The organism is Halopenitus sp. POP-27, assembly GCF_029889855.1.
Taxonomy (GTDB): domain Archaea; phylum Halobacteriota; class Halobacteria; order Halobacteriales; family Haloferacaceae; genus Halopenitus; species Halopenitus malekzadehii.
In genome coordinates, this window is the sequence record NZ_JARANU010000001.1 from 45,157 (window position 1) to 64,129 (window position 18,973).

The window sequence follows — 18,973 nt, forward strand, 5'->3', positions numbered from 1 at the left end:
TCGGCTGCTGGGTCGTTCGGCTATCGGCTGCCGGCCCGCTTCCGCGACCGGTATCTGCGTCGGCTCCGCTCGTCGATCGTCCCGTCGAGCCCCGGACACGCCGTGTGGTCACACCCGTCGCGTGAGATGATCTCGAACTGAACGTTGACACGACTCACAGCAGTCGATCAGCCGAACGACGGTTGACAACACCGGATGCGTCGTCGGGAACTCGTCGACGTCGCCGTAGAGATGGGCAACGAGCGACCGGTGCGTGAGGCCGGCCTCGGCGCCGTGTCCGGTCGCGGAGCCGAGCGTCCGCTGTCGCTCCGAGAGGCGGCTCTCGCAGCGCTCGCGATGGCGATCGAGCGTCTCGTGCCGGTCACGAAGCGCCTCGAAGCCGAGTTCCGAGAGGGGCGTCTCGTCCGCACTGGCGATCCAGGAGACGACCGCGTCGACGTCCTCCCGAGCGGACCGAAGCGACTCGCGCTCCCGGTCGAGCGCGGCCCGAAATGCCCGAAGCTCACCACGTCGCCCCGCGATCGCCGACTGCAGGGCTCGTTTGACCGGGGGTGTGAACCGGGCGTTGGTACCGGGAGCCAGAGCGACCGCGATCTCGTCGCCGAACTCCGAGCGAAGCCCCCGGAGAACCGTCGGCGTCGACGCGGACGGAGATGAGTTGGAGCCCTCGTCGCGGACGGACAGTACCGTTTCGGCGAACGCGTCGCGAACGACCGCGGCGTGATCGACGTTCCCCGCCGCATTCCGGGACTCACCGGGGTGGCTGGCCCGGAACTCACGACGAGACGCAGCCGCGATCCCGCCATCGGCCAGTCGCGTCGGCTCCTCCGATGCGGGAGCCCGATCGTCGACCGGGTCGAGGTCACGAACCGCGGTCTCGAACCGCCGGAGCGCGGGCGTCAGCGAGTCGACGCGTTCGATCTCGGCGTCGACACGAGCGATCGCCGCGTGAACCATCGTCTCGACGCTCACCGTCGATCACCGGCCGTGCCGACGTGTTGGACCGCTTCGGGCACCGAACCGGCGGGCGTTACGTCGTGGCGTTCGTGGATCACGAGGTCGTAGTACGGAACCGCCTCGTCGTAGCGACGAAGCGATGTACGATACGTTCGACACGCACGGGCGGCCGCGCGAGCCGCCTCACGACTCTCGAAGGAGAGCCCCGCGACGGGGGTCGGTCGATCCCCGGTTCGGGCACAGGCGAGATAGTACCGACCGGTGTCGCTGGCGAGCGATTCGATCCGCCTGCGGGTGTCGGCGAGCGTCTCCGCCATCATTTAGGTCGTCCTAAAACATCGGAGGATAAATATTTTAGGCACACCTAATATTCTGGTGCGGATCGGACTCTCGTGGCACAAACGCGGATTTGAGTCTTCACAACGGCTTTTTGGGGTGCGTGGATGGATCCGACCATGGCGAGACCCTCCAGACGGGGCTTCCTCGGCGGAAGCGCCCTCACGCTGGCCGCGCTCACGGGGACGCTCGACCCCGACCGCGTGGTCGACTCGACGGCGGAAACCGATCGGCGAAACCTCGACGATCTATCCGACTCGGCCGCGAGCGCACTCGCAGCGCTGCCCGACGACGGCTCGATCGAGCCGTCATATCGGTTGGTGGTGGCGGTGAACGTGGCTGACGGGGACACGTCCGAGGAGCCATCGTACGAGGTGCAAACGGTGACACGGACGCTCGACGTCACGACCGCGGATCTCTCGACGGTCGTCACCGCGATCACCCACGATCACCGGCGCCGGATCACGGTGGCTGCCGGCTCCCTCGAGCAGCTCGACCGTGGCGAGGAGGTGGCGACCGTCGGCAGCTGGCGGATCGCCGACGAGGGGGACGACGAAGGAATAACGACCGTGAGTACGGACGGCATCGCGGCGTTCGTCGCGGGCGAGGACCGATCCGGCCGCGTCGAGACGGCGCGGGCGATCGCGGCGGCGGCCGCGGGCGAGGAGGATGTGGACCGACTCATCGATGCCAACGCGGACGCCGAGGCGGCGTTCGGACTGGTCGAGTCGTTCGACACCGTCCTGTTCGCGCCCGATGCCGCGGAGTCCGGCTTTCGGACCGCGGGCGCGCCCGCAGTCGGAGCCGGAACGATCCGCGCGTTCGCCGGCGGCTTCGAAGTCCACCCGACGCGATTGCGCGGCACCGACGAACGCGCCGAGAACCGCTATCTGCTGTTCACCGACGACCCGAGCACGCCCGGCGATCGAGCGGTTCGATCCCTGATCGAGACGATCGGAACGGGGATCGTCGAGGAGGCCACGATCGAGCGGTCCGAGGGAACGGGGACGATCCGGGTGAACGCGGTCCTCGAAGCGCCGCCCGAACACGACCGCGAGAACGCGCCCGAGATCCGGGTCGGGACGACGGTCGACCGGGAGGCGGGCGGCGTCACCCTCGAGCACCGCGGCGGCGAGACGGTCACGGGCGAGGCCCTCGAGTCGCTCCAGCTGTGGGTCGACGGCGAGCTCACGGAGCGCCAGCCGGCTGACCGGCTGGACCGGTTCGAGCCGGGCGACACGCTGACCGTCGAGACCGATACCCTCGCGAGCGTCGTGCTCCGTTGGTTCGACGCGGAGCGGAACGCCCACCGCGTCTACGCGAACGAGGCGATCGATTCCGAGGCGTTCTCGATCGATCACGACGTCGAGTCGGAAACGGTCACGGTCACGTACGTCAGGGACCGCGAGGCCGATGCCGGGAAGGTGACGGTGACGCACCGCTCGGACGACGGGATGGTTCGAACGCCCGCCGGATCGTTCGGGAACGGGGAAGAGGGCGGGAACGAGGGCGACGGCAGCGACGGAGGCGAAAGCGGAACGCTCACCGGCGGGGACACGCTCACGATCGAGAACGTCGGGATGGGTGACGCCGTGTCCGTGAGCCTGACCGTGCCGTCGATCCCGGGCGTGAACCAGCGCCCGTTGCAGCGCTTCCGCGCGTCGCCGCCGCGTATGTACGTACACGACCACCCGGACCGTGGACTCATCGCGACCTATCACGGCGAGGAGGAACGTGATGCGTCGGCGTTCCGGGTACTCGTCGACGGCGAGCCGGCCGACCGGCAGATCGACGACGAGACCGAGACGCTGTCCCGGGGGTCGGAGGTCCCGCTCGGGGATCAGCCGATCGACAGCACCGTCACGATCGAGTGGACCGCTCCCGAGGAACCGGTCGTGGTGGCCGAACACGAGGTCGTTCCCGAGGCGTACGTCGACGTCGAATACGACCCCGAGGCGGGGACGGTTCGCGTCGACCACCGCGAGGGTGACGCGATGGCCGCCGACCGCGTGGAGCTGCGGGCCGACGGGGAGTCCCTCGGGACGCAGCCGAGCGACGAGTACGAGCAGTTCGGTCCCGGCGACACGCTGACCGCCGAGGTCCCGCCGTTCGCCCGGGTCGAGGTCGTCTGGGTCGGCACGGACGCCGACGCGGAGGGCGAGAGGGAGAACGAACGGGAACACCACCTCGCCGGGGTCACGACCGCGCGCGAGGCGCTTTCGGCACACTACGACCCCGCCGCGGCGGAGATGCGGCTGACCTACGTCGGGGCGCAGCCGGCCGATCCCGAGGGACTGCGGATCGCGACCTACTCACCGGCGGAGCGGACCGGCGACGGCGAGCGCAGTCGCCCGCGCAACGAGGAGCGTGAGACCCTCGTGGTTGCCGAGGAGTACGACGAGCTGACGGACGGGGACACGATCACTCTCACGGACGTCGAGATCGGCGACCGCGTGACCGTGAGCATCCGAACCGAGACGGCGAACGCGGTGAGTGAACGGTCGGTCGGCCACTACACGACCGAGCCACGTCACGGGTTCACGTTCCGAACCGGATCGGAGTCGGGACCCGAATCGGGGACCCCCCAGCCGGTTGCTGAGTCCGACGACGGCATCGAGGCCGTCTACCGCGATCCGGTGAACCGCGACGCCGCGGAGTTCCGGCTGCTCGTCGATGGCGAGGCAGCCGACACGCAGCCGGCCGACGAGCACGACGTGCTCGAGCGCGGGGACGTGGTCCCGCTCGGCGAGTTCGATCCGGGGACGACGTTCACCGCGGAGTGGACGCCGCCGACGGAACCGATCGAAGCCGGTAGCCACGTGATCGCGCCGACGGCGGAGTTCGCAGTCAACTACGACGCCGAGGAAGAAGCCGTTACCGTGACCCACGACGGCGGCGGGGCGATCGCCGCCGAGAACCTCTCAGTCGTCGTCACGCCGGATCCGGGCGAGCCCGAACCATGGGACGGTGACGCGGCGACAGGGTCCGTCCAGGACGGCGATTCGACCACGATCGAGGTGACTCAAGAGCCCCACCGCGCGTTCGTGCTGTTCGGCGAGCACGAAGTGATCCACGAGGCGCGGATCGCGGACCCCGAGACGTCCGAAGAACGGGCCACGACGACCGAGACGGTGGAAGCCGAAGCATCAAGCGGATCCGCAGCCGAAACAGCAGACGGATCCACAGCCGAAGCGTCCGCTGACGCCGAGGCGGAGTAACGGCCCGACGATCGGACGGCGACCCGGCTCGGTGCCGGCCTATTTATAAGTAAACCCGTGAGCCGACGTCAGTTCTCGACCGGGAAGCCAAGCGATCCACGACTGCCCGCGGCCAACGCCTCGTGATTCCGTCGGGAATCGATCACCGTTTCACACGCAGGACATTCGTAGGTGAGGGAGTCAGCGCGTACGTGGATGAGCCAGTCGCCGTTAATGCGGCTTTCGTGACCGCACGCAAAGCAGTGGAGCATCGCCTTGTCGGGCGGCTGTCGCTCAGTGGTGGAAGTGGAGGGCGTCATTTCCGGAACTACTCCCCGAACGGGGATAACCGTATCGTCCGTCGCCCCTGCGTGCCAACTCGTCCCCCGGCGAGGGAACGGATCCGGCGGCGAAACCGGGAATTTGCGGCGCCGCCGTCCGGTTGCGGCGGCGCCGTCCAGTTGCGACGTCGACCAGTCGGTTACGACGCCGATCAGTCGTCGGCCGGCGCGACGCCGGTCGGGCCCGACCCCGATCCGGTCGCGTCCCGAGTCGCGGCGACGTACGCCATGATCAGCATCGCGACGATCAGGGCGCTCCCCCACAGCAGCGTGGTGGGAACGAGGAACGCGAGCCCGAGGCCCTCGCCGAGCCAGACCGCGCCGGGAACGCCCCACTGCCCCGCGATGAAGAGACCGGTGACGGCGGTCCGAAGGGTCCCGGTCACCTCGAGTGCGGGGACGGCAAATCCCATCACGATCGCGAGGATCGACAGGACGCCGAGGTGGGCGTGCCCGCCGATCATCCATCTCGGCACGGCATCGCCGCCGGCGAGGATCATCGCCTGATGCAGGCCGACCGCCATCATTACAGCCAGTCCGACGAATCCGGATACCTTGAACGGCTTCGTCATACTCGGGAGAATCATTCGATTCGTCGACAATAAATATCGGGGCGGATGCAACGTTCGCCGGACGCAGCTGGGCTGCGATCACGATCGGGCCGGGAACCCACCGACGACCGACCAACCGATCAGGAGAACCGGACGCCGAGATCGTGGAGCCCGTCGTTGTGCATCGCGAGGGTAACGAGCAGGGGCGTGATCGACTCGACCTCGGGGGCATTGGCGATCCCGCCGGCGTCGAGTGCGCGGAGTCCGTCGATGTCCTCGGCGAGCATCCGGACGATGTCCGTCGCGTCCTCGTCGTCGCCGAGGATCAGGGTGTCGATCCCGAGGTCGGCGTCGAGGTTCGCAAGCCGGGCCGCGGGGAGGTTGTGGAACGCGCCGACGACCGATACGTCATCGGGTGCGGCGTCCGCCGCGATCCGCGTGACGCTACCCGCGCCGGGACGGTGGTACCGGAACCCCTCCTCCTCACGTTTCATTCCGACGGCCGGGGAGACGAGTACGTCGTCCTCGTCGAGTCGGTCGGCGATCGACTCGACCGTGTCGCCGACGTGGTACGGGGGGACGGCGAGGACGATGACGTCGCCGCGGTCGGTCGCCATCCCGTTCTCGAAGCCGTTGATCGTGACGTCGACGCCGCGGCTGTCGAGCTCGGTCTCGTACTCGTCGGCCTTCGTGTGCGCCTTCTCGGCGTCACGCGAGCCGATGATGACGTCGTGGTTCGAGTGGAACGCCCACCGGAGCGCCAGCCCTTCGCCGATGTCACCGGTACCGCCGAGGATGGAGATTCGCATACCGGGAGTGCTCACGGCGGGGCCTTAGCCGTTGCGTCACCGGAGCCGGAGCCGCTACTCGAGCAGCTCGAGGAGTTCGTTCACGTCGGCGACCACGGCGTCGGCGCCGGCGTCGACGTATGCGCGGCGTCCGGACTCGCCGGTCAGCCCGCCGGTGAGTACGCCGATCCCGTAGTAGACGCGCTCGGGGTCGGCCTCGTCGGCGTTGCGAGCGGTTCGGACGTCGTCGAGCGTGTCGCCGACGAAGGCCACGGTCGTGGCCTCGAACCGGTCGGCGAGCGTGACGAGCGCTGCGGGGTGTGGCTTGCCCTCCTCCCAGTCGTCCATCGTGAACCGGTGGATCGTGGGCAGATCGAGCCCGACCCGGTCGAGCGCGATCTCGGCCTCGGCGGCCGGACGGCCCGTAACCACCCCGACGTCGAACCGCTCCCGTAGGGCATCGATGGTCTCGGGGTCGACGAGCACCGGCTCGTCGTGAATGTATCCGTCCGTCTCGACCGGCGGATCACCGCCCTCGAGGTCGCGGTATAACTCCGTACCGAGGTACAGCGCCTGAAACACGTCCCGGAGCCGCTCGGAGTCCCAGGCCTGGCGAACCGTGTCCCACGTCTCGGGAGCGAGCGCGTCGGCGAGCACCGCCTTCGCGCCCGCGAGTCCGCCACCGGCGTCGGCGACGCTGTCGGCGAACGCGGGAACCGAGAGGTCGATCCCCTCGGTCTGTCGGCCGGCGAGCACGTACAGCGCCGCGGCGTCGGTCAGCTCCCAGTCGTTGTTGAACCCGCCGGCGTCCTTGAACGGCTGGACGTCCTCGCGCGCGATCGTCGCGCCGTAGACGCGGTCGATCGACTCCACGATCGCTCGCCGGTAGGAGTCGGCGACGTCAACGAGCACCCCGTCGATGTCCAGCACGACTGCGTCGACCTGCATACGCCCGCATCCGGGGGCCGCGAGAAAAACCGTTCCGACTGGCGCCGACGCGTCCGTTCCGATCGGAGATCGCCTCAATCGGAGAGAATGAAGACGGTCTCGGTCCCGATCGCCCGGCGTTCAAGCGACGGAGGGAGGGCCGGCGAGGGGGATTCGAACCCGAGCGTCGTGAACGCGAGCGGAGCGTCGACCCGGCTCGCGAACCGGGCGGCCGCGGGCTGGATCTCCGCCGGGAGGTTCCGTGCGTAGACGGCGTCGATCGGCGGGGTGGAGAGCGGGGCGTCGATCCCCGTCTCGCTGGCAAGGGTCACAGTCCCGTCCGCGAGATCGTGGACGTCCGCCCTGGAGAACGTAACGCCGGTCGGAACGTCCCGTTCGGTCACGTCGATCGCGATCACGTCGTGACCGGCGTCGACGAGCGCGCGAGCTGCCTCGGGACGTCGACCGATCCCGACCTCGACGGTGGTCCATCCCGCGGCGCGCGGTCGCTCGGGAGCGAGAACCTCGGCGACGGCGGCGACGATCGGCGGCGCGTCGGATCGGGTCACGTCGGGTCATTTATGCCAGGGGGGAGCATAACGCCTTCCATGCTCGTGGACATCGTTCCGGTGGGTGAGGTCTCCGCGCGTGTCAAACGGGAGGCCTCGAGCGCGCTGCGGTCGGTATACGGCTGTGAGGTGACGGTACACGACGAGCAGTCGATCCCGGCGTCCGCCTACGACGACGGCCGCGATCAGTACCGTGCGGAGGACCTGATCGAGACCGTGGGCCAGGCCGGGACCGGCGAGAAGAACATCGGGATCACCGCGCGGGACCTCTTTTACCGCCGTCGGAACTACGTCTTCGGGCTTGCATACCTCAACGGAAACGGATCGGTCATCTCGACCTACCGGCTCCAGACCTCCTCGGACGGCGGCATCACCTCGAAGCCCCAACGCGAGGTCGTCGACGACCGGGTCCGCAAGGAGGTCGTCCACGAGATCGGCCACACACTCGGGTTGGAACACTGCGACAACAGCAAGTGCGTGATGTCCTTTTCGCCGACCGTTCGCGAGGTCGACGTCAAAGAGGAGAACCTCTGCGGCTCCTGCTCGCGAACGATACGCTGACCGAGTTACTGGCTGACCGGCTGACTGGAACGAATACGGGACGGACGGAACGGACACGGAACGAGAACGGACACGAAACGGGAACGGACACGAAACGGGAACGGAACGAACACGGGACAGGCACAGAACGAGCACGGAACGGAGACGACGTTTCCTCGACGTCGACGGTGACGTCAGTGGACCAGGACGTCGATCGACCGCGTCCGCGGACCGTCACACTCCACGAGCAGGACCGCCTGCCAGCGGCCGAGATCGAGTTCGCCCGCGGAGACGGGGACGGTGACGCTCTCGCCGAGCAGCGTCGCGCGCAGGTGAGCGTCCGCGTTCCCGTCGAGCCGGTCGTGTTGCCACCCCTCGTCGGGGACCAGATCCTCGAGGAACGTCTCGAGATCCTCAAGCAACCGTGACTCCGGTTCGTTGACGACCACGCCGGCGGTCGTGTGCCGGACGAAGACTGTCACGAGCCCGTCGGCGTCCGCGGGGATCGCTGCCTCGATACGGTCGGTGACGTCGTGAACGGCGGTGGGACCGTTCGTTTCGACGGAGATGGCCATCATACCGGATCGGCGGGCCGGTCCTCGGTCCGTGACTCGGCGACGGCGAACGTGAGCGTGCTCAACACGCCGAGCAGCGTCCCGGCGGTGAGCACGAGCGCGAGGTCACCGAGCAGGAACGATCGCACGCCGGCGACGTCCGGGAGGAAAAACCCCGAGAGCGCGTACAACACCGCCGCGATCGACACGACGTAGACCGGCGCGTTGAGGTACTGCCACCGGAAGCGTCCCGCGAGGTACTCGTCGGTGATCTGGCCGAGGCTGGAGGTGACGCCCGCGGCGGCGGCCCACTGGACGGCGCCGTGAACGACCGCGGCGATCGCCGGTCCCACGGCCATCGGGTCGTTCGGGGAGACCGCGGATCGAACCGTCTCCAGCGTCTCATAGCCCTGGACGCCGCCGATCACCAACAGCGCCAGCGCAACGACGTACGTGATTAGCGTCACCCGACCGGCGTACAACACGTTCCGGAGGCGGTCGGCGGTCGAGTCGACGGCCGACTCCAGCCCCAACCCGCGAAACAGCGAGTACAGTCCCAACAGCGCGGAGATGATCCCGAGCACCATCGCCCCGGCGACGTCGAAGAGGTTCGCGAGGACGACGAGCGGGTAGATGAGCAGCAGGATGCCGAGCGGAACGAGGATGGTCCCGCGCGTCTCCGGGTCGGCAAGTACCTGCTTCATCGTGTAGTACATCGACTCGAGGTTCTGCGCCTGCCGGACGACGACCCGACGAACGCCGTCGACGGGAAGCCGTGAGCGGATCACCGGCAGGACGGACTCGTCCTGGGCGCCGTCGGTGATGACGATCGCACGGACCTCCTCGCGGCTCGAGATCTCCGCGAGCACCCGGTCGACCTCCTCGCCGACCTTTCGGTTGGCCTGGATGTCGGAGCCGTCGACCCCGGTGACGGCCGCGACGGCGACCTCCTCGTCGCTCGTGGCGGCCAGCTCGTCGTGGACCGTGACGCCCTGGAAGAGGACGTTGACGTCGGAGTCCTCCGGGTCGACCGTCGCGAGCGCGACCGCGGCCTCGGTGACGGCGTCGCGGCCGACGACGGGGGTATCGGTTCCCGTCTTCCGGCCGAGGTCGTCGTCGAGGTCGACACAGAGGACGAGCAGCATCGTTCCCGGCTACGATGCGGGCAGGCATATGCTTTCGGTCGATCGACGTCGGGAGACCATCAGGTCGATCGGCATCGGGGTACCGCGGAAGGAGCCGATCGATCCGGGATGACGTACCACAGGTTCGCCGTGTGCGCGACCCCGCCACACGGGACGTGACGGTTCGGACGCTTTTTGAGGCCCGAGCCGCTATTCGGAGGCAGATGATATCGAAGGGCTGTGAACAGTGCGCCAAGGGCGGGAAGATGGTCCTGTTCGTCTACGGGTACTGCGACCAGCGGGACTGTTTCTACTGTCCGCTCGGTGAGAAGCGCAAGAACGTCACTGACGTCTACGCCAACGAGCGCCTCGTGGAGGACGACGAGGACGTCATCACCGAGGCCAAACGGATGGACGCGCTGGGGACCTCGATCACGGGCGGAGAGCCCCAGGAAGCCCTCGAGAAGACCTGTCGATACCTGCGACTGTTGAAAGACGAGTTCGGGGAGGACCACCACACGCACCTATACACCGGAATTCCCGGTGGACGGGAGAACATGCGCCGGCTGAGCGAGGCGGGCCTCGACGAGATCCGCTTCCACCCGCCGCTGGAGCTGTGGGGTGACCTCCACGGAACCGAATGGGAGGACATTCTCTACATCGCCCGCGAGGAGGGCCTCACGCCGGCCTTCGAGATCCCCGGCATCCGAGCGGAGCCGGAGTTCATCGAGTTCCTCGACGAGGGCGCCGCCGAGTTCTGCAACGTCAACGAGTTCGAGATGAGCGACGGCAACTACCGGCGGATGCAAGAGGAGGGCTTCGAGCTGCAGGAGGGGCACATGTCCGCCGTCGAGGGGTCGAAGGACGAGGCGATCGTCGCGGAGATGGCGAGCCACGAGAAGGTCTACTTCTGTACCTCCGTGTTCAAGGACGCGGCTCAACACCGGAACCGGCTCAAGCGGATGGCGAAGAACGTCCGCCGGGAGTTCGACGAGATCACCGACGATGGAACGCTCGTCTACGGAAAAACGAACGCCGATCCGGAGCGTTTCGACGCCCTGGGCGTTCCCGAGGAGTTCTACACGGTCAAATCGAACCACGTCGAGATCGCCTGGTGGCTTCTCGAGGAGATGATCGAGGACGGAGACCTCAACGATGGGGAGATCGTCGAACAGTATCCGACGGTCGACGGGACCGTCGTCGAGCGCACACCGGTGGCCTAGTCCGGCTGCGACGCTCCGCGCTTGTTCCGCCGTCAGGACCGCCTTTTTGAGTACGGACGCAGGACGAATGGACCGCTAGTCGCGGTCGGCGTCGGCCAACAACTGTGAGGCGCTCACGAGCGACTCGAGTTCGATGTCGTGGTCCGCCAGCAGCTCCCGGGCGCCCTCCTCGCGATCAACGACGACGAACACCCGGTCGACGACCGCGCCCGCCTCACGAAGCGCCTCGACGGCGTCGAGAGCGGACTGGCCCGTCGTCGCGATGTCCTCGAGGACGACGACCTCCTCGCCGTCGTCGAGACGACCCTCGATCCGGTTGCCGGTGCCGTACTCCTTGGCCTGCTTGCGCGCGATGACGTAGGGGCGACCGAGTTCCGCCGCGGTGACGGCCACGAGCGGGACGGCACCCAGGGCGACGCCGGCGAGTTTCGCGTCGACGTCGGCCAGTCGGTCCGCGAACGCGGCCGCGACCAGCCGGAGGCAGTCGGGATCGGTCTCGAAGAGGTACTTGTCGACGTAGTAGTCGCTCGTGCCGCCGTGGGAGAGTTCGAACTCGCCGAAGCGCACGGCATCGGCCGCGCGCAGCGCGGCGATGATCTCGGCGGTCTCCGCCGTCACGCCGGACGGTGTCTCCGTGTCGTCCATACGTCGGTAGCGCGGTCACATAGGTATAAACCGGTCGAAACGGCCGAACGTGGCGGCCGTGAGACGGTCCGGCCGACCGGTTGCGCGATCGGAAACACTAAAGTACTGTCACGGTATACCATACCGTGTATGTCGTCAGCACCCAGCACGAGCGACGGTCTGTTCGACGAATTCCTTGAGGACCGCGGTCACGAGACCGAGATCGGACGCTGGGAGCGATCGTATAACAAAAAGCAGTGTCCCGAGTGTGGCGGCCTCCACGAGGAGTCGGCGAACGAGTGCCGCGTCTGTGGCTGGGATCCGTACGCGTGAACCACCCGTACTGAGCCGTCGGACCGTGGCGAACGTCCACGACCGTTTTTATACGATACCGACCCCACCGGTGAGTGATGACCGAACGGCACTCAGGACGACCGTCGGGAACCGCCACAGCCGAGCGGACGCCGGAGCCGACCATCGATCCGGACCGTCGATCCGGGCGGACCGAACGACGGAAACCGATCCCCGACGCGACCGGGTCGGCGGCTGAATCGGGACAAGGACAACGCTTAACCGCCGAGTCACCCTTCCGTGAGGTACGACTATGGGTGTGATCGAGGACGTCTACGAGGACCTCGAGACCGACGTCGAGTTCGACGCGTTCGAGGCGGCGGTCAAGGACAAGGTCGAACAGATGGGCGGGCTCGCGGACGAGGAGACGGCCGCGATGCTCATCGCCCACGAACTTCGCGACGAGGAGGCCGAGACGATCGCGGACATCGAACCGGGGATGGACGAGGTGAAGTTCCTCGGCAAGGTCACCTCGATCGGCGAGATCCGGACCTTCGATCGCGACGATGAGGACGACGACCGGGAGGAGGGGCGCGTCTGCAACGTCGAGATCGCCGACGAATCCGGCTCGGTCAGGGTCGCTCTCTGGGACGAGATGGCGACCGGCGCCGTCGAGGAGCTCCAGGCCGGCGACGTGTTGCGCGTGATGGGACGCCCGAAGGAGGGCTACAACGGCCTCGAGGTGAGCGCGAACAAGGTCGAACCCGACGCGGACGCGGCGGTCGACGTCCAGATACTCGACACCTACCGCGTCGAGGACCTGACGCTCGGCGCCTCCGACGTCACGCTCGTCGGGAAGGTACTCGAGGCGGGCAGCATTAGGACGTTCTCGCGCGACGATGGCTCCGAGGGACGGGTGGCGAACCTCACCCTCGGCGACGAAACGGGGCGCGTTCGCGTGACGATGTGGGACGACCGGGCCGACCTGGCCGAGGAGTTCGACGCCGGGGAGGTCGTCGAGGTCGTCGACGGCTACGTCCGCGAGCGGGACGACGCCCTCGAGTTGCACGTGGGGAACCGCGGATCGATCGAACGCGTCGACGAGGACGTCGACTACGTCCCGGAGACGACCGCCATCGCCGACCTGGAGATCGGCACCACCGTCGACATCGCCGGCGGCGTGATCGAGACGGACCCGAAGCGGACCTTCGACCGCGACGACGGCTCCGAGGGACAGGTCCGAAACGTCCGGATCAAGGACGAAACGGGCGAGATCCGCGTCGCGCTGTGGGGCGAGAAGGCCGACGCCGAGATCGACCTCGCCGACGAGGTCGTCGTCACCGACGTCGAGATCACCGACGGGTGGCAAGACGATCTCGAAGCGTCGGCCAACTGGCGGTCGACCGTCAGCGTCATCGACGACGGGTCCTCGACCAATCGATCCCGGGATGGATCGAGTGGCGACGGCGATTCCACGGAAGCGACGGGAGCACGGTCCGAAAGTGAGGGCCTCGGCGCGTTCGCTGACGGATCGAGCGGAACGGGAACGAACGGGACGGACGACGGGACTGCAGCCGGCACCGGCGGGGCCACACGCGCTCAGTCCGACGGCGGCGCCGCCGCAGCGACCGCGGACGCGTCGGGAGCCACCGAGGCGGGCGATTCACGGGAAATGGAGGAGTCGGCCGACGATCCGGTCGAGTTCACCGGCACGGTCGTCCAGGCCGGAAACCCCGTGGTACTCGACGATGGGGACCGGACGAAGAGCGTCCAGACGGACGAAACCGTCCGGCTCGGCGAGGAAGTGACCGTTCGTGGACCCGAACGGGACGGCCGGATCGACGCCGAAGAGGTCTTTTGAGCGTCCCGTGAACTGCCTTGTTCATCTGTAGACGACGCCGATCGACGTGGTCGATCCCCGGTCGGTGCCCGGCGAACCGATGCGGATTCCCACCGTGGGCAGCGTCCGGATGGCGGCGCGAGCGCACCCGACAGCGGCTACCGGAAACGGAGACGAGAGGTAACGGAAAGCGTTATACGGCGGACCGACCCCAGTGTGTGTATGAGTGTCGAGTTGCCGTTCGCCCCGGTCGACCAGATCATCCGGCGGAACGCTGGCGACCTCAGGGTGAGTGCGGACGCGGCCGAGGCGCTGGCACGCCGCGTACAGGACCACGGCGCATCGGTGGCGGCGGACGCCGCCGAGCACGCAACCGCGGACGGGCGAAAGACGCTGATGGCCGCCGATTTCGACGTCGGACAGGTGATCGACCGGGAGGATCTCACGCTCCCGATCGCACCGGTCGACCGGATCGCGCGGTCGCGCATCGACGACCGCTATCGGGTCGGGATGGACGCGCGGATCGCGTTGGCGGACGTCCTCGAGGATTACGCCGATAACGTCGCCAGCGCGGCGGCGACGCTCGCGCGACACGCCGACCGGCGGACCATCCAGGCCGAAGACATCGAGACCTACTTCGCGTTGTTCAACTAGTATGCAGTTCGGCTACTCCGAGGTCTGTCTCGAGCACGACACCGGCGATCGACACCCCGAAACGCCGGATCGGCTCCGGGCGATCCGACGGGGGTTGCAGGACCGTCACGACGTCTCCTATCACGAGGCGACGCCGGCAAGTCGATCGGCGGTCGCCGCCGTCCACGACGAGGCGTACGTCGACGACGTCGAGGCGTTCTGTGCCGACGGGGGTGGAAACTGGGACCCCGACACGGTCGCCTGCGAGAAGACGTGGGACGCGGCACTCGCCTCCGCCGGCCTTGCCCAGTGGGCAGCACGGGAGGCGATCGACGGAGCAACCGGGCGAAAGACCCCGTTCGCGATCGGCCGTCCACCGGGTCACCACGCCGTGACCGACGACGCGATGGGGTTCTGCTTCGTCAACAACGCGGCCGTGGCCGCACAGACGGTTCTCGACGAGGACCTGGTCGACCGGGTCGCGATCTTCGACTGGGACGTCCATCACGGCAACGGCACGCAGGACATCTTCTACGACCGCGGAGACGTCTTCTACGCGTCGATCCACGAACAGGGGCTCTACCCCGGAACGGGCGAGATCGACGAGACTGGCGAGGGTAACGGCGAGGGGACGACGCTGAACGTTCCGCTGTCCGCCGGGGCCGGCGACGTCGAGTACTGCACGGTGGTCGATGAGGTGCTCGACCCGATGCTTGCGGAGTTCGATCCGGGCCTCCTGCTCGTCTCGGCCGGCTTCGACGCCCACCGTCACGACCCGATCTCGCGGATGCGGGTTTCCTCGGAGGGGTACGCCCTGCTCACCGACCGGGTTCGGGGGATCGCCGACCGGACTGACGCGGCGCTCGGGTTCGTGCTCGAGGGAGGGTACGGGCTCGATACCCTCGCCGAGGGCGTCGGAATGGTTCACGAGACGTACGACGGTCGCGATCCGATCGAGCCGGAGGGCGACCTCAACGGCTCGACGCGCGTCCTCATCAACGACGTCGAGTCACAGTTCGGACGCTGACCGGCCGAACCCACCGTTCGGGGCTGATCGACGAGACTCCGCTGGCCGACGTGACCGCCACCAGCCGCAGAACTGCGCCGCCGTCGGCCAGAACCAGGATCAGGGTCGCGGCTCGAAGTAGGACCGAAGCTGCGTCCCGAACCCGTCCGCAAGCGACGCGATGTCCGTCCCGACGAGTACCTCACGGCCCGCGATGGCTTCGGTCAGCTGTGCCCCGAGGCCGACGTCGGAGAGGTCCCCCTCCGCGAGAAACCGCGCCGCGCTCGTGACCGTCCGCTCGCGCTCGACGACGTATCGATCCCCGTCGAGGAACGGCCCGTAGGTATACGGGTCCCCGTCCCCGGCATAGGCGTCGTAAAACCCCTCGGCGTGCTCACGGACCGCCACGGGCGGACCGCGATGGGTGGCGACGGCGGGCAGCGAGTCGTGGAGGGGTTCGACGAGGACGACGGCGCGGACGTGATCGGCGGTATCGTCGTCGACCATCGTCCGTGACCGGAGCACCTGGAACTGACGCTCCTCGAGCGCGCGCACGATCCCATCGCGGGATTTCCGGAGCTGTGGCCACAGTTGGTCGTCGACGAGCGTCGGCGGCTCGAAGACGATCGCGATCGGCGTCGTCTCCCGTCGATCGATGTGCTCGCGAATCGCGTCCGCCGACAGCGGCTCGCGATCGGGCGGGAAAAAGGGCGTCTCGGTCGGGTCGGCGAGGAACGCGCGCGCGTGATGTTGCAGCCGGGCGAGGTTACGCGCGGAGCAGACGGCTGCCACGTTCCGCTCCGGATCGGTCGGGTCGATCACGACGAGCGGGTCGTCGAAGGTCTCCTCGCCGTGGTTCTCGGGATCGATTCGGACCGGCGGGTGCCAGTCGGCGGCGGCCCGCAGGAGCGGTTCGAACCCACCGAACTCGACGACGAGGAGCTCGGACAGATAGCCCGAGAAGCCACGGGTTCGGAGATCGCTGCCGTACGCGCCGATGCCCTTGAGAAACCGTTTCGTCAACAGCACGTCCGCCGCGCGATCGTCGGTGAGACGCTCCGAGAGGTAGGCGTCGTGAAACGGCGTTCTGTCGACCGCCGATCGGATGGCGCTCGCGTCCGCGACGTCGTAACACGGGACGAGATCGACCTCGAACCCGTCAAGGGTCCCCGTGACGTAGGGGTGTTCGGCGTATTCCTCGTGGCCGTCCGGCAGAACGGCGTGTCCGACCGCCAGTCCGTACCGCTCGAGGTCAGCTCGGGGCAGGTCGGTCGGGAACCGGACGAAGAGGTCGATGTCGCGATCGCCGGCCAGCCACGTCCCGCGGGCGGTCGATCCGACGCGGACGACGTCGACGTCGCCGGCGGGACCGGTCGTCAGGTCCGCGTCGAGGTCATCGACTGCAGCCCGTGCCCGGTCGACGAGTCGCTCGGCGATCGACTCGAGGCGGTCCCGCTCGGCCGGGTCGGGGGTGATCCGGTCGAGGATCGATCGCCGCACCGATTCCAGATCGCTCATACCGACCGGTTCAGTCGGTCGGCGTGAAAGGATGTCGGTCGGCGTCGTCGATCCCGAGACGGCGATCGGGACGGCCGACGGTCCCCCGTGTGGGATACGGGATCGTACCGCCGCCGTCGGGTGAAAACGAAAGCCCTATCAAAAAGAGACCAATACGAACAGGTGCACGCCGAAGTAGCTCAGTTGGTAGAGCGCCTCGCTGTTAGGACGATCGGCTCGGTCCGTTCGTCGCAGTCACGAGGCGGTCCCAGGTTCGAGTCCTGGCTTCGGCGCTTCTTCGATCGGCCATTTCCGGAAAGCGGCGCCGTCGTCGAACGGGCCGATCTCGGCCGCAACGCGAGGAGGACGCCCGACGGAAAGACGGTACGCTAAAGAGGCATCGACGGATAGCCCGTGGTGAGGGCCCTTAGCTTAGTCCGGCTGAAAGCGACTCGCTCATAACGAGTTGAGCGTTGGTTCAAATCCGACAGGGCCCATCCGTTTGACTTGCGATTCCTGGCCGATACCGGACCGGAGGTAGCAGTCCCGATCCCACGTCGGGACGCGACGCCTCGTTTAAGAGGCTCGTGGGCCAACGGGCGCTATGGATCCGATCAACGTCACCGCCGCCGCCGAGGAGTTCACGTGTAACGCGTATCTCGTGCCGGGCGAGACGACGACGCTCGTCGACGCCGGGACGATGCCGAACGTCGAGGAGACGATCGCCGACAACGTCGAAGATCTGGACCGCGTCGTCCTCACGCATCAACACGCCGACCACGTGGGCGAGCTCGACGCGGTGCTCGACGCCTTCGACGCCGAGCTGTACGCCTACGACGACCACCCACGACGGGACGTGGCGCTGGCGGACGGCGAGGAGGTCACGATCGGTGACGAGCCGTGTGAGGTGGTGTACACACCGGGCCATGCCGTCGATCACGTCGCGTTCGTCGGAGACGAACGCGTTTACAGCGGCGACGTCGTGGTCTACAACGACGGCGCCTTCGAGAACGGCTCCTTCGGACGTACCGATATGACGGGCCAGTCACGCGAACGACTGATCGAAAGCCTCCACGACCTTCTCGATCGGCTGCCGGACACCGTCTCCGAACTGTATGCCGGCCACGGCGACGCCTACCGGGCGGCGGACGGCGACGATTCGGTGCGGACCGTGATCGAGCGCGCGCTCGAACGAGCCGAACGACGAGCACCGAAGTACGACGAATAGGCCCGACACCGGACGCACGGCTCCGATACGGACAGTGAGGCTGGAAAAAACGGCGCGTGCGAGTCGAGAGCGACTACGCGGCGCGGCGCTCGGTCGCCTTCGGACGGAGGTTCTTGTACCCGCACTTGCGGCACTCGTCGGCGTCTTTCGGGTTGCGGGCGTTACAGCGCATACACACGAGCTTCTCGAGCGTTCGCTTCTTTGCGGCGTCGAACGTGGCCATACGTGCTGATACGCGGGTACGCGCTAAAAGGTTGCGAGACGGGGACGTCCGTCGAGAGGTGGACGCGTCTATCGAACGGTTCGTGAAAGACTGGCGGATGACCCGTGTTGGAGACGCGATCCGGAGCGGAAACGATTACGCAGCGGCGGTGGCCTGGGAGATGGCGTCCTCGAGGTCCTCCTTCTGGGTGACCCCGACGAACCGGTCGACGACGCCGTCGTCGGATTCGACGATGAGCGTGGGCAGGGATCGAACCTGGTACTGGTTCGCGACGTCCTGCTGTTCGTCGACGTCGATCTTCTGCAGTTCGAAGGCATCACCCAACTCCTCCTGCAGTTCTTCGAGGATCGGGTCCTGAGTCTTACACGGGCCGCACCAGTCGGCGTGGAAATCGAGGAGTCGAACAGTCATACTACGCTACCGATGGTTGTGCCGGCGTGCGCATAAGGGTTACTCACGCGGCACGTTTGTAACCCGTGTGGCGACCGTGTCGAAACGTTTACGCGAGTGGCCACCGGAGGAAC

Annotated in this window: 20 protein-coding genes and 2 tRNA genes; 10 read left to right on the top strand and 12 right to left on the bottom strand. The window is 67.5% G+C overall.

Translation table 11 applies throughout. The features are described from left to right. Positions 1–108 precede the first annotated feature (108 nt). Entirely contained in the window at positions 109–972 is an 864-nt protein-coding gene (locus tag OQF70_RS00270; protein WP_280535242.1) for a hypothetical protein, read from the bottom strand. After that, the gene (locus OQF70_RS00275; RefSeq protein ID WP_280535243.1) at positions 969–1,274 is read right to left on the bottom strand and encodes a hypothetical protein; all 306 of its coding nucleotides are present in this window, start codon (positions 1,272–1,274) and stop codon (positions 969–971) included. Before OQF70_RS00275 ends, OQF70_RS00270 begins: the two co-directional genes overlap by 4 nt. 138 nt (positions 1,275–1,412) lie before the next feature. Between OQF70_RS00275 and OQF70_RS00280 the strand changes: the two genes are divergently transcribed. Further along, positions 1,413–4,511, top strand: a complete 3,099-nt coding sequence (locus OQF70_RS00280) for a hypothetical protein (RefSeq protein WP_280535244.1) — start codon at positions 1,413–1,415, stop codon at positions 4,509–4,511. Between the two features lie 472 nt (positions 4,512–4,983). Here the strand turns inward: OQF70_RS00280 and OQF70_RS00285 are convergent, their stop codons facing one another. From OQF70_RS00285 to OQF70_RS00300, 4 genes are all read right to left on the bottom strand, one after another. Further along, positions 4,984–5,403: a hypothetical protein gene (locus OQF70_RS00285; protein WP_280535245.1), complete on the bottom strand. Its 420-nt coding sequence runs from the start codon at positions 5,401–5,403 to the stop codon at positions 4,984–4,986. A 119-nt stretch (positions 5,404–5,522) separates the two neighbouring features. After that, on the bottom strand, positions 5,523–6,191 hold the full coding sequence (npdG, locus tag OQF70_RS00290) for an NADPH-dependent F420 reductase (RefSeq protein ID WP_280535246.1): 669 nt from the start codon (positions 6,189–6,191) through the stop codon (positions 5,523–5,525). A 54-nt stretch (positions 6,192–6,245) separates the two neighbouring features. Then, positions 6,246–7,118 carry a TIGR01548 family HAD-type hydrolase gene (locus OQF70_RS00295; RefSeq protein WP_280535247.1) on the bottom strand — a complete coding sequence of 291 codons (873 nt, stop codon included), beginning with the start codon at positions 7,116–7,118 and terminating at the stop codon, positions 6,246–6,248. 74 nt (positions 7,119–7,192) lie between these two features. Next, positions 7,193–7,666, bottom strand: coding sequence for a UPF0146 family protein (locus OQF70_RS00300; protein WP_280535248.1), 474 nt, complete (start codon positions 7,664–7,666; stop codon positions 7,193–7,195). A 39-nt stretch (positions 7,667–7,705) separates the two neighbouring features. Between OQF70_RS00300 and OQF70_RS00305 the strand changes: the two genes are divergently transcribed. After that, positions 7,706–8,227: an archaemetzincin family Zn-dependent metalloprotease gene (locus OQF70_RS00305; protein WP_280535249.1), complete on the top strand. Its 522-nt coding sequence runs from the start codon at positions 7,706–7,708 to the stop codon at positions 8,225–8,227. Between the two features lie 173 nt (positions 8,228–8,400). Here OQF70_RS00305 and OQF70_RS00310 read toward each other — a convergent pair whose 3' ends face one another. Beyond that, entirely contained in the window at positions 8,401–8,781 is a 381-nt protein-coding gene (locus OQF70_RS00310) for a secondary thiamine-phosphate synthase enzyme YjbQ (RefSeq protein WP_280535250.1), read from the bottom strand. Beyond that, on the bottom strand, positions 8,781–9,905 hold the full coding sequence (locus OQF70_RS00315) for a DUF373 family protein (protein ID WP_280535251.1): 1,125 nt from the start codon (positions 9,903–9,905) through the stop codon (positions 8,781–8,783). The genes OQF70_RS00310 and OQF70_RS00315 overlap by 1 nt, the downstream gene beginning before the upstream one ends. Before the next feature lie 203 nt (positions 9,906–10,108). Between OQF70_RS00315 and OQF70_RS00320 the strand changes: the two genes are divergently transcribed. Next, a complete protein-coding gene (locus tag OQF70_RS00320; RefSeq protein ID WP_280535252.1) occupies positions 10,109–11,107 on the top strand; it encodes a radical SAM protein in 999 nt (332 codons plus the stop codon). A gap of 75 nt (positions 11,108–11,182) precedes the next feature. Here the strand turns inward: OQF70_RS00320 and pyrE are convergent, their stop codons facing one another. Continuing rightward, complete coding sequence (pyrE, locus tag OQF70_RS00325; protein ID WP_280535253.1) at positions 11,183–11,752, bottom strand: orotate phosphoribosyltransferase; 570 nt, start codon at positions 11,750–11,752, stop codon at positions 11,183–11,185. A gap of 129 nt (positions 11,753–11,881) precedes the next feature. Here pyrE and OQF70_RS00330 point away from each other — a divergent pair, with 129 nt between their 5' ends. The 4 genes from OQF70_RS00330 (at position 11,882) to OQF70_RS00345 (ending at position 15,522) form a co-directional block, all read left to right on the top strand. Then, positions 11,882–12,064 (top strand): HVO_0416 family zinc finger protein, encoded by a 183-nt coding sequence (locus OQF70_RS00330; RefSeq protein WP_280535254.1) that lies wholly within the window; start codon positions 11,882–11,884, stop codon positions 12,062–12,064. 271 nt (positions 12,065–12,335) lie between these two features. Continuing rightward, complete coding sequence (locus OQF70_RS00335; protein WP_280535255.1) at positions 12,336–13,883, top strand: single-stranded DNA binding protein; 1,548 nt, start codon at positions 12,336–12,338, stop codon at positions 13,881–13,883. Between the two features lie 201 nt (positions 13,884–14,084). After that, complete coding sequence (locus OQF70_RS00340; protein WP_280535256.1) at positions 14,085–14,516, top strand: histone; 432 nt, start codon at positions 14,085–14,087, stop codon at positions 14,514–14,516. A gap of 1 nt (position 14,517) precedes the next feature. Continuing rightward, entirely contained in the window at positions 14,518–15,522 is a 1,005-nt protein-coding gene (locus tag OQF70_RS00345; RefSeq protein WP_280535257.1) for a histone deacetylase, read from the top strand. 99 nt (positions 15,523–15,621) lie between these two features. Here OQF70_RS00345 and cca read toward each other — a convergent pair whose 3' ends face one another. Continuing rightward, positions 15,622–17,019 carry a CCA tRNA nucleotidyltransferase gene (cca, locus tag OQF70_RS00350; protein WP_280535258.1) on the bottom strand — a complete coding sequence of 466 codons (1,398 nt, stop codon included), beginning with the start codon at positions 17,017–17,019 and terminating at the stop codon, positions 15,622–15,624. A gap of 168 nt (positions 17,020–17,187) precedes the next feature. Between cca and OQF70_RS00355 the strand changes: the two genes are divergently transcribed. The 3 genes from OQF70_RS00355 (at position 17,188) to OQF70_RS00365 (ending at position 18,226) form a co-directional block, all read left to right on the top strand. Beyond that, positions 17,188–17,291 (top strand) — tRNA-Asn (locus OQF70_RS00355). Positions 17,292–17,419: 128 nt separating this feature from the next. Then, positions 17,420–17,495 (top strand) — tRNA-Ile (locus OQF70_RS00360). A gap of 107 nt (positions 17,496–17,602) precedes the next feature. After that, the gene (locus OQF70_RS00365; RefSeq protein WP_280535259.1) at positions 17,603–18,226 is read left to right on the top strand and encodes an MBL fold metallo-hydrolase; all 624 of its coding nucleotides are present in this window, start codon (positions 17,603–17,605) and stop codon (positions 18,224–18,226) included. A 73-nt stretch (positions 18,227–18,299) separates the two neighbouring features. Here OQF70_RS00365 and OQF70_RS00370 read toward each other — a convergent pair whose 3' ends face one another. Together OQF70_RS00370 and trxA are read right to left on the bottom strand one after the other, a co-directional pair. After that, positions 18,300–18,449, bottom strand: a complete 150-nt coding sequence (locus OQF70_RS00370; protein ID WP_280535260.1) for a 50S ribosomal protein L40e — start codon at positions 18,447–18,449, stop codon at positions 18,300–18,302. Positions 18,450–18,584: 135 nt separating this feature from the next. Next, complete coding sequence (trxA, locus tag OQF70_RS00375) at positions 18,585–18,860, bottom strand: thioredoxin (protein ID WP_092813022.1); 276 nt, start codon at positions 18,858–18,860, stop codon at positions 18,585–18,587. Positions 18,861–18,973: the final 113 nt, after the last annotated feature.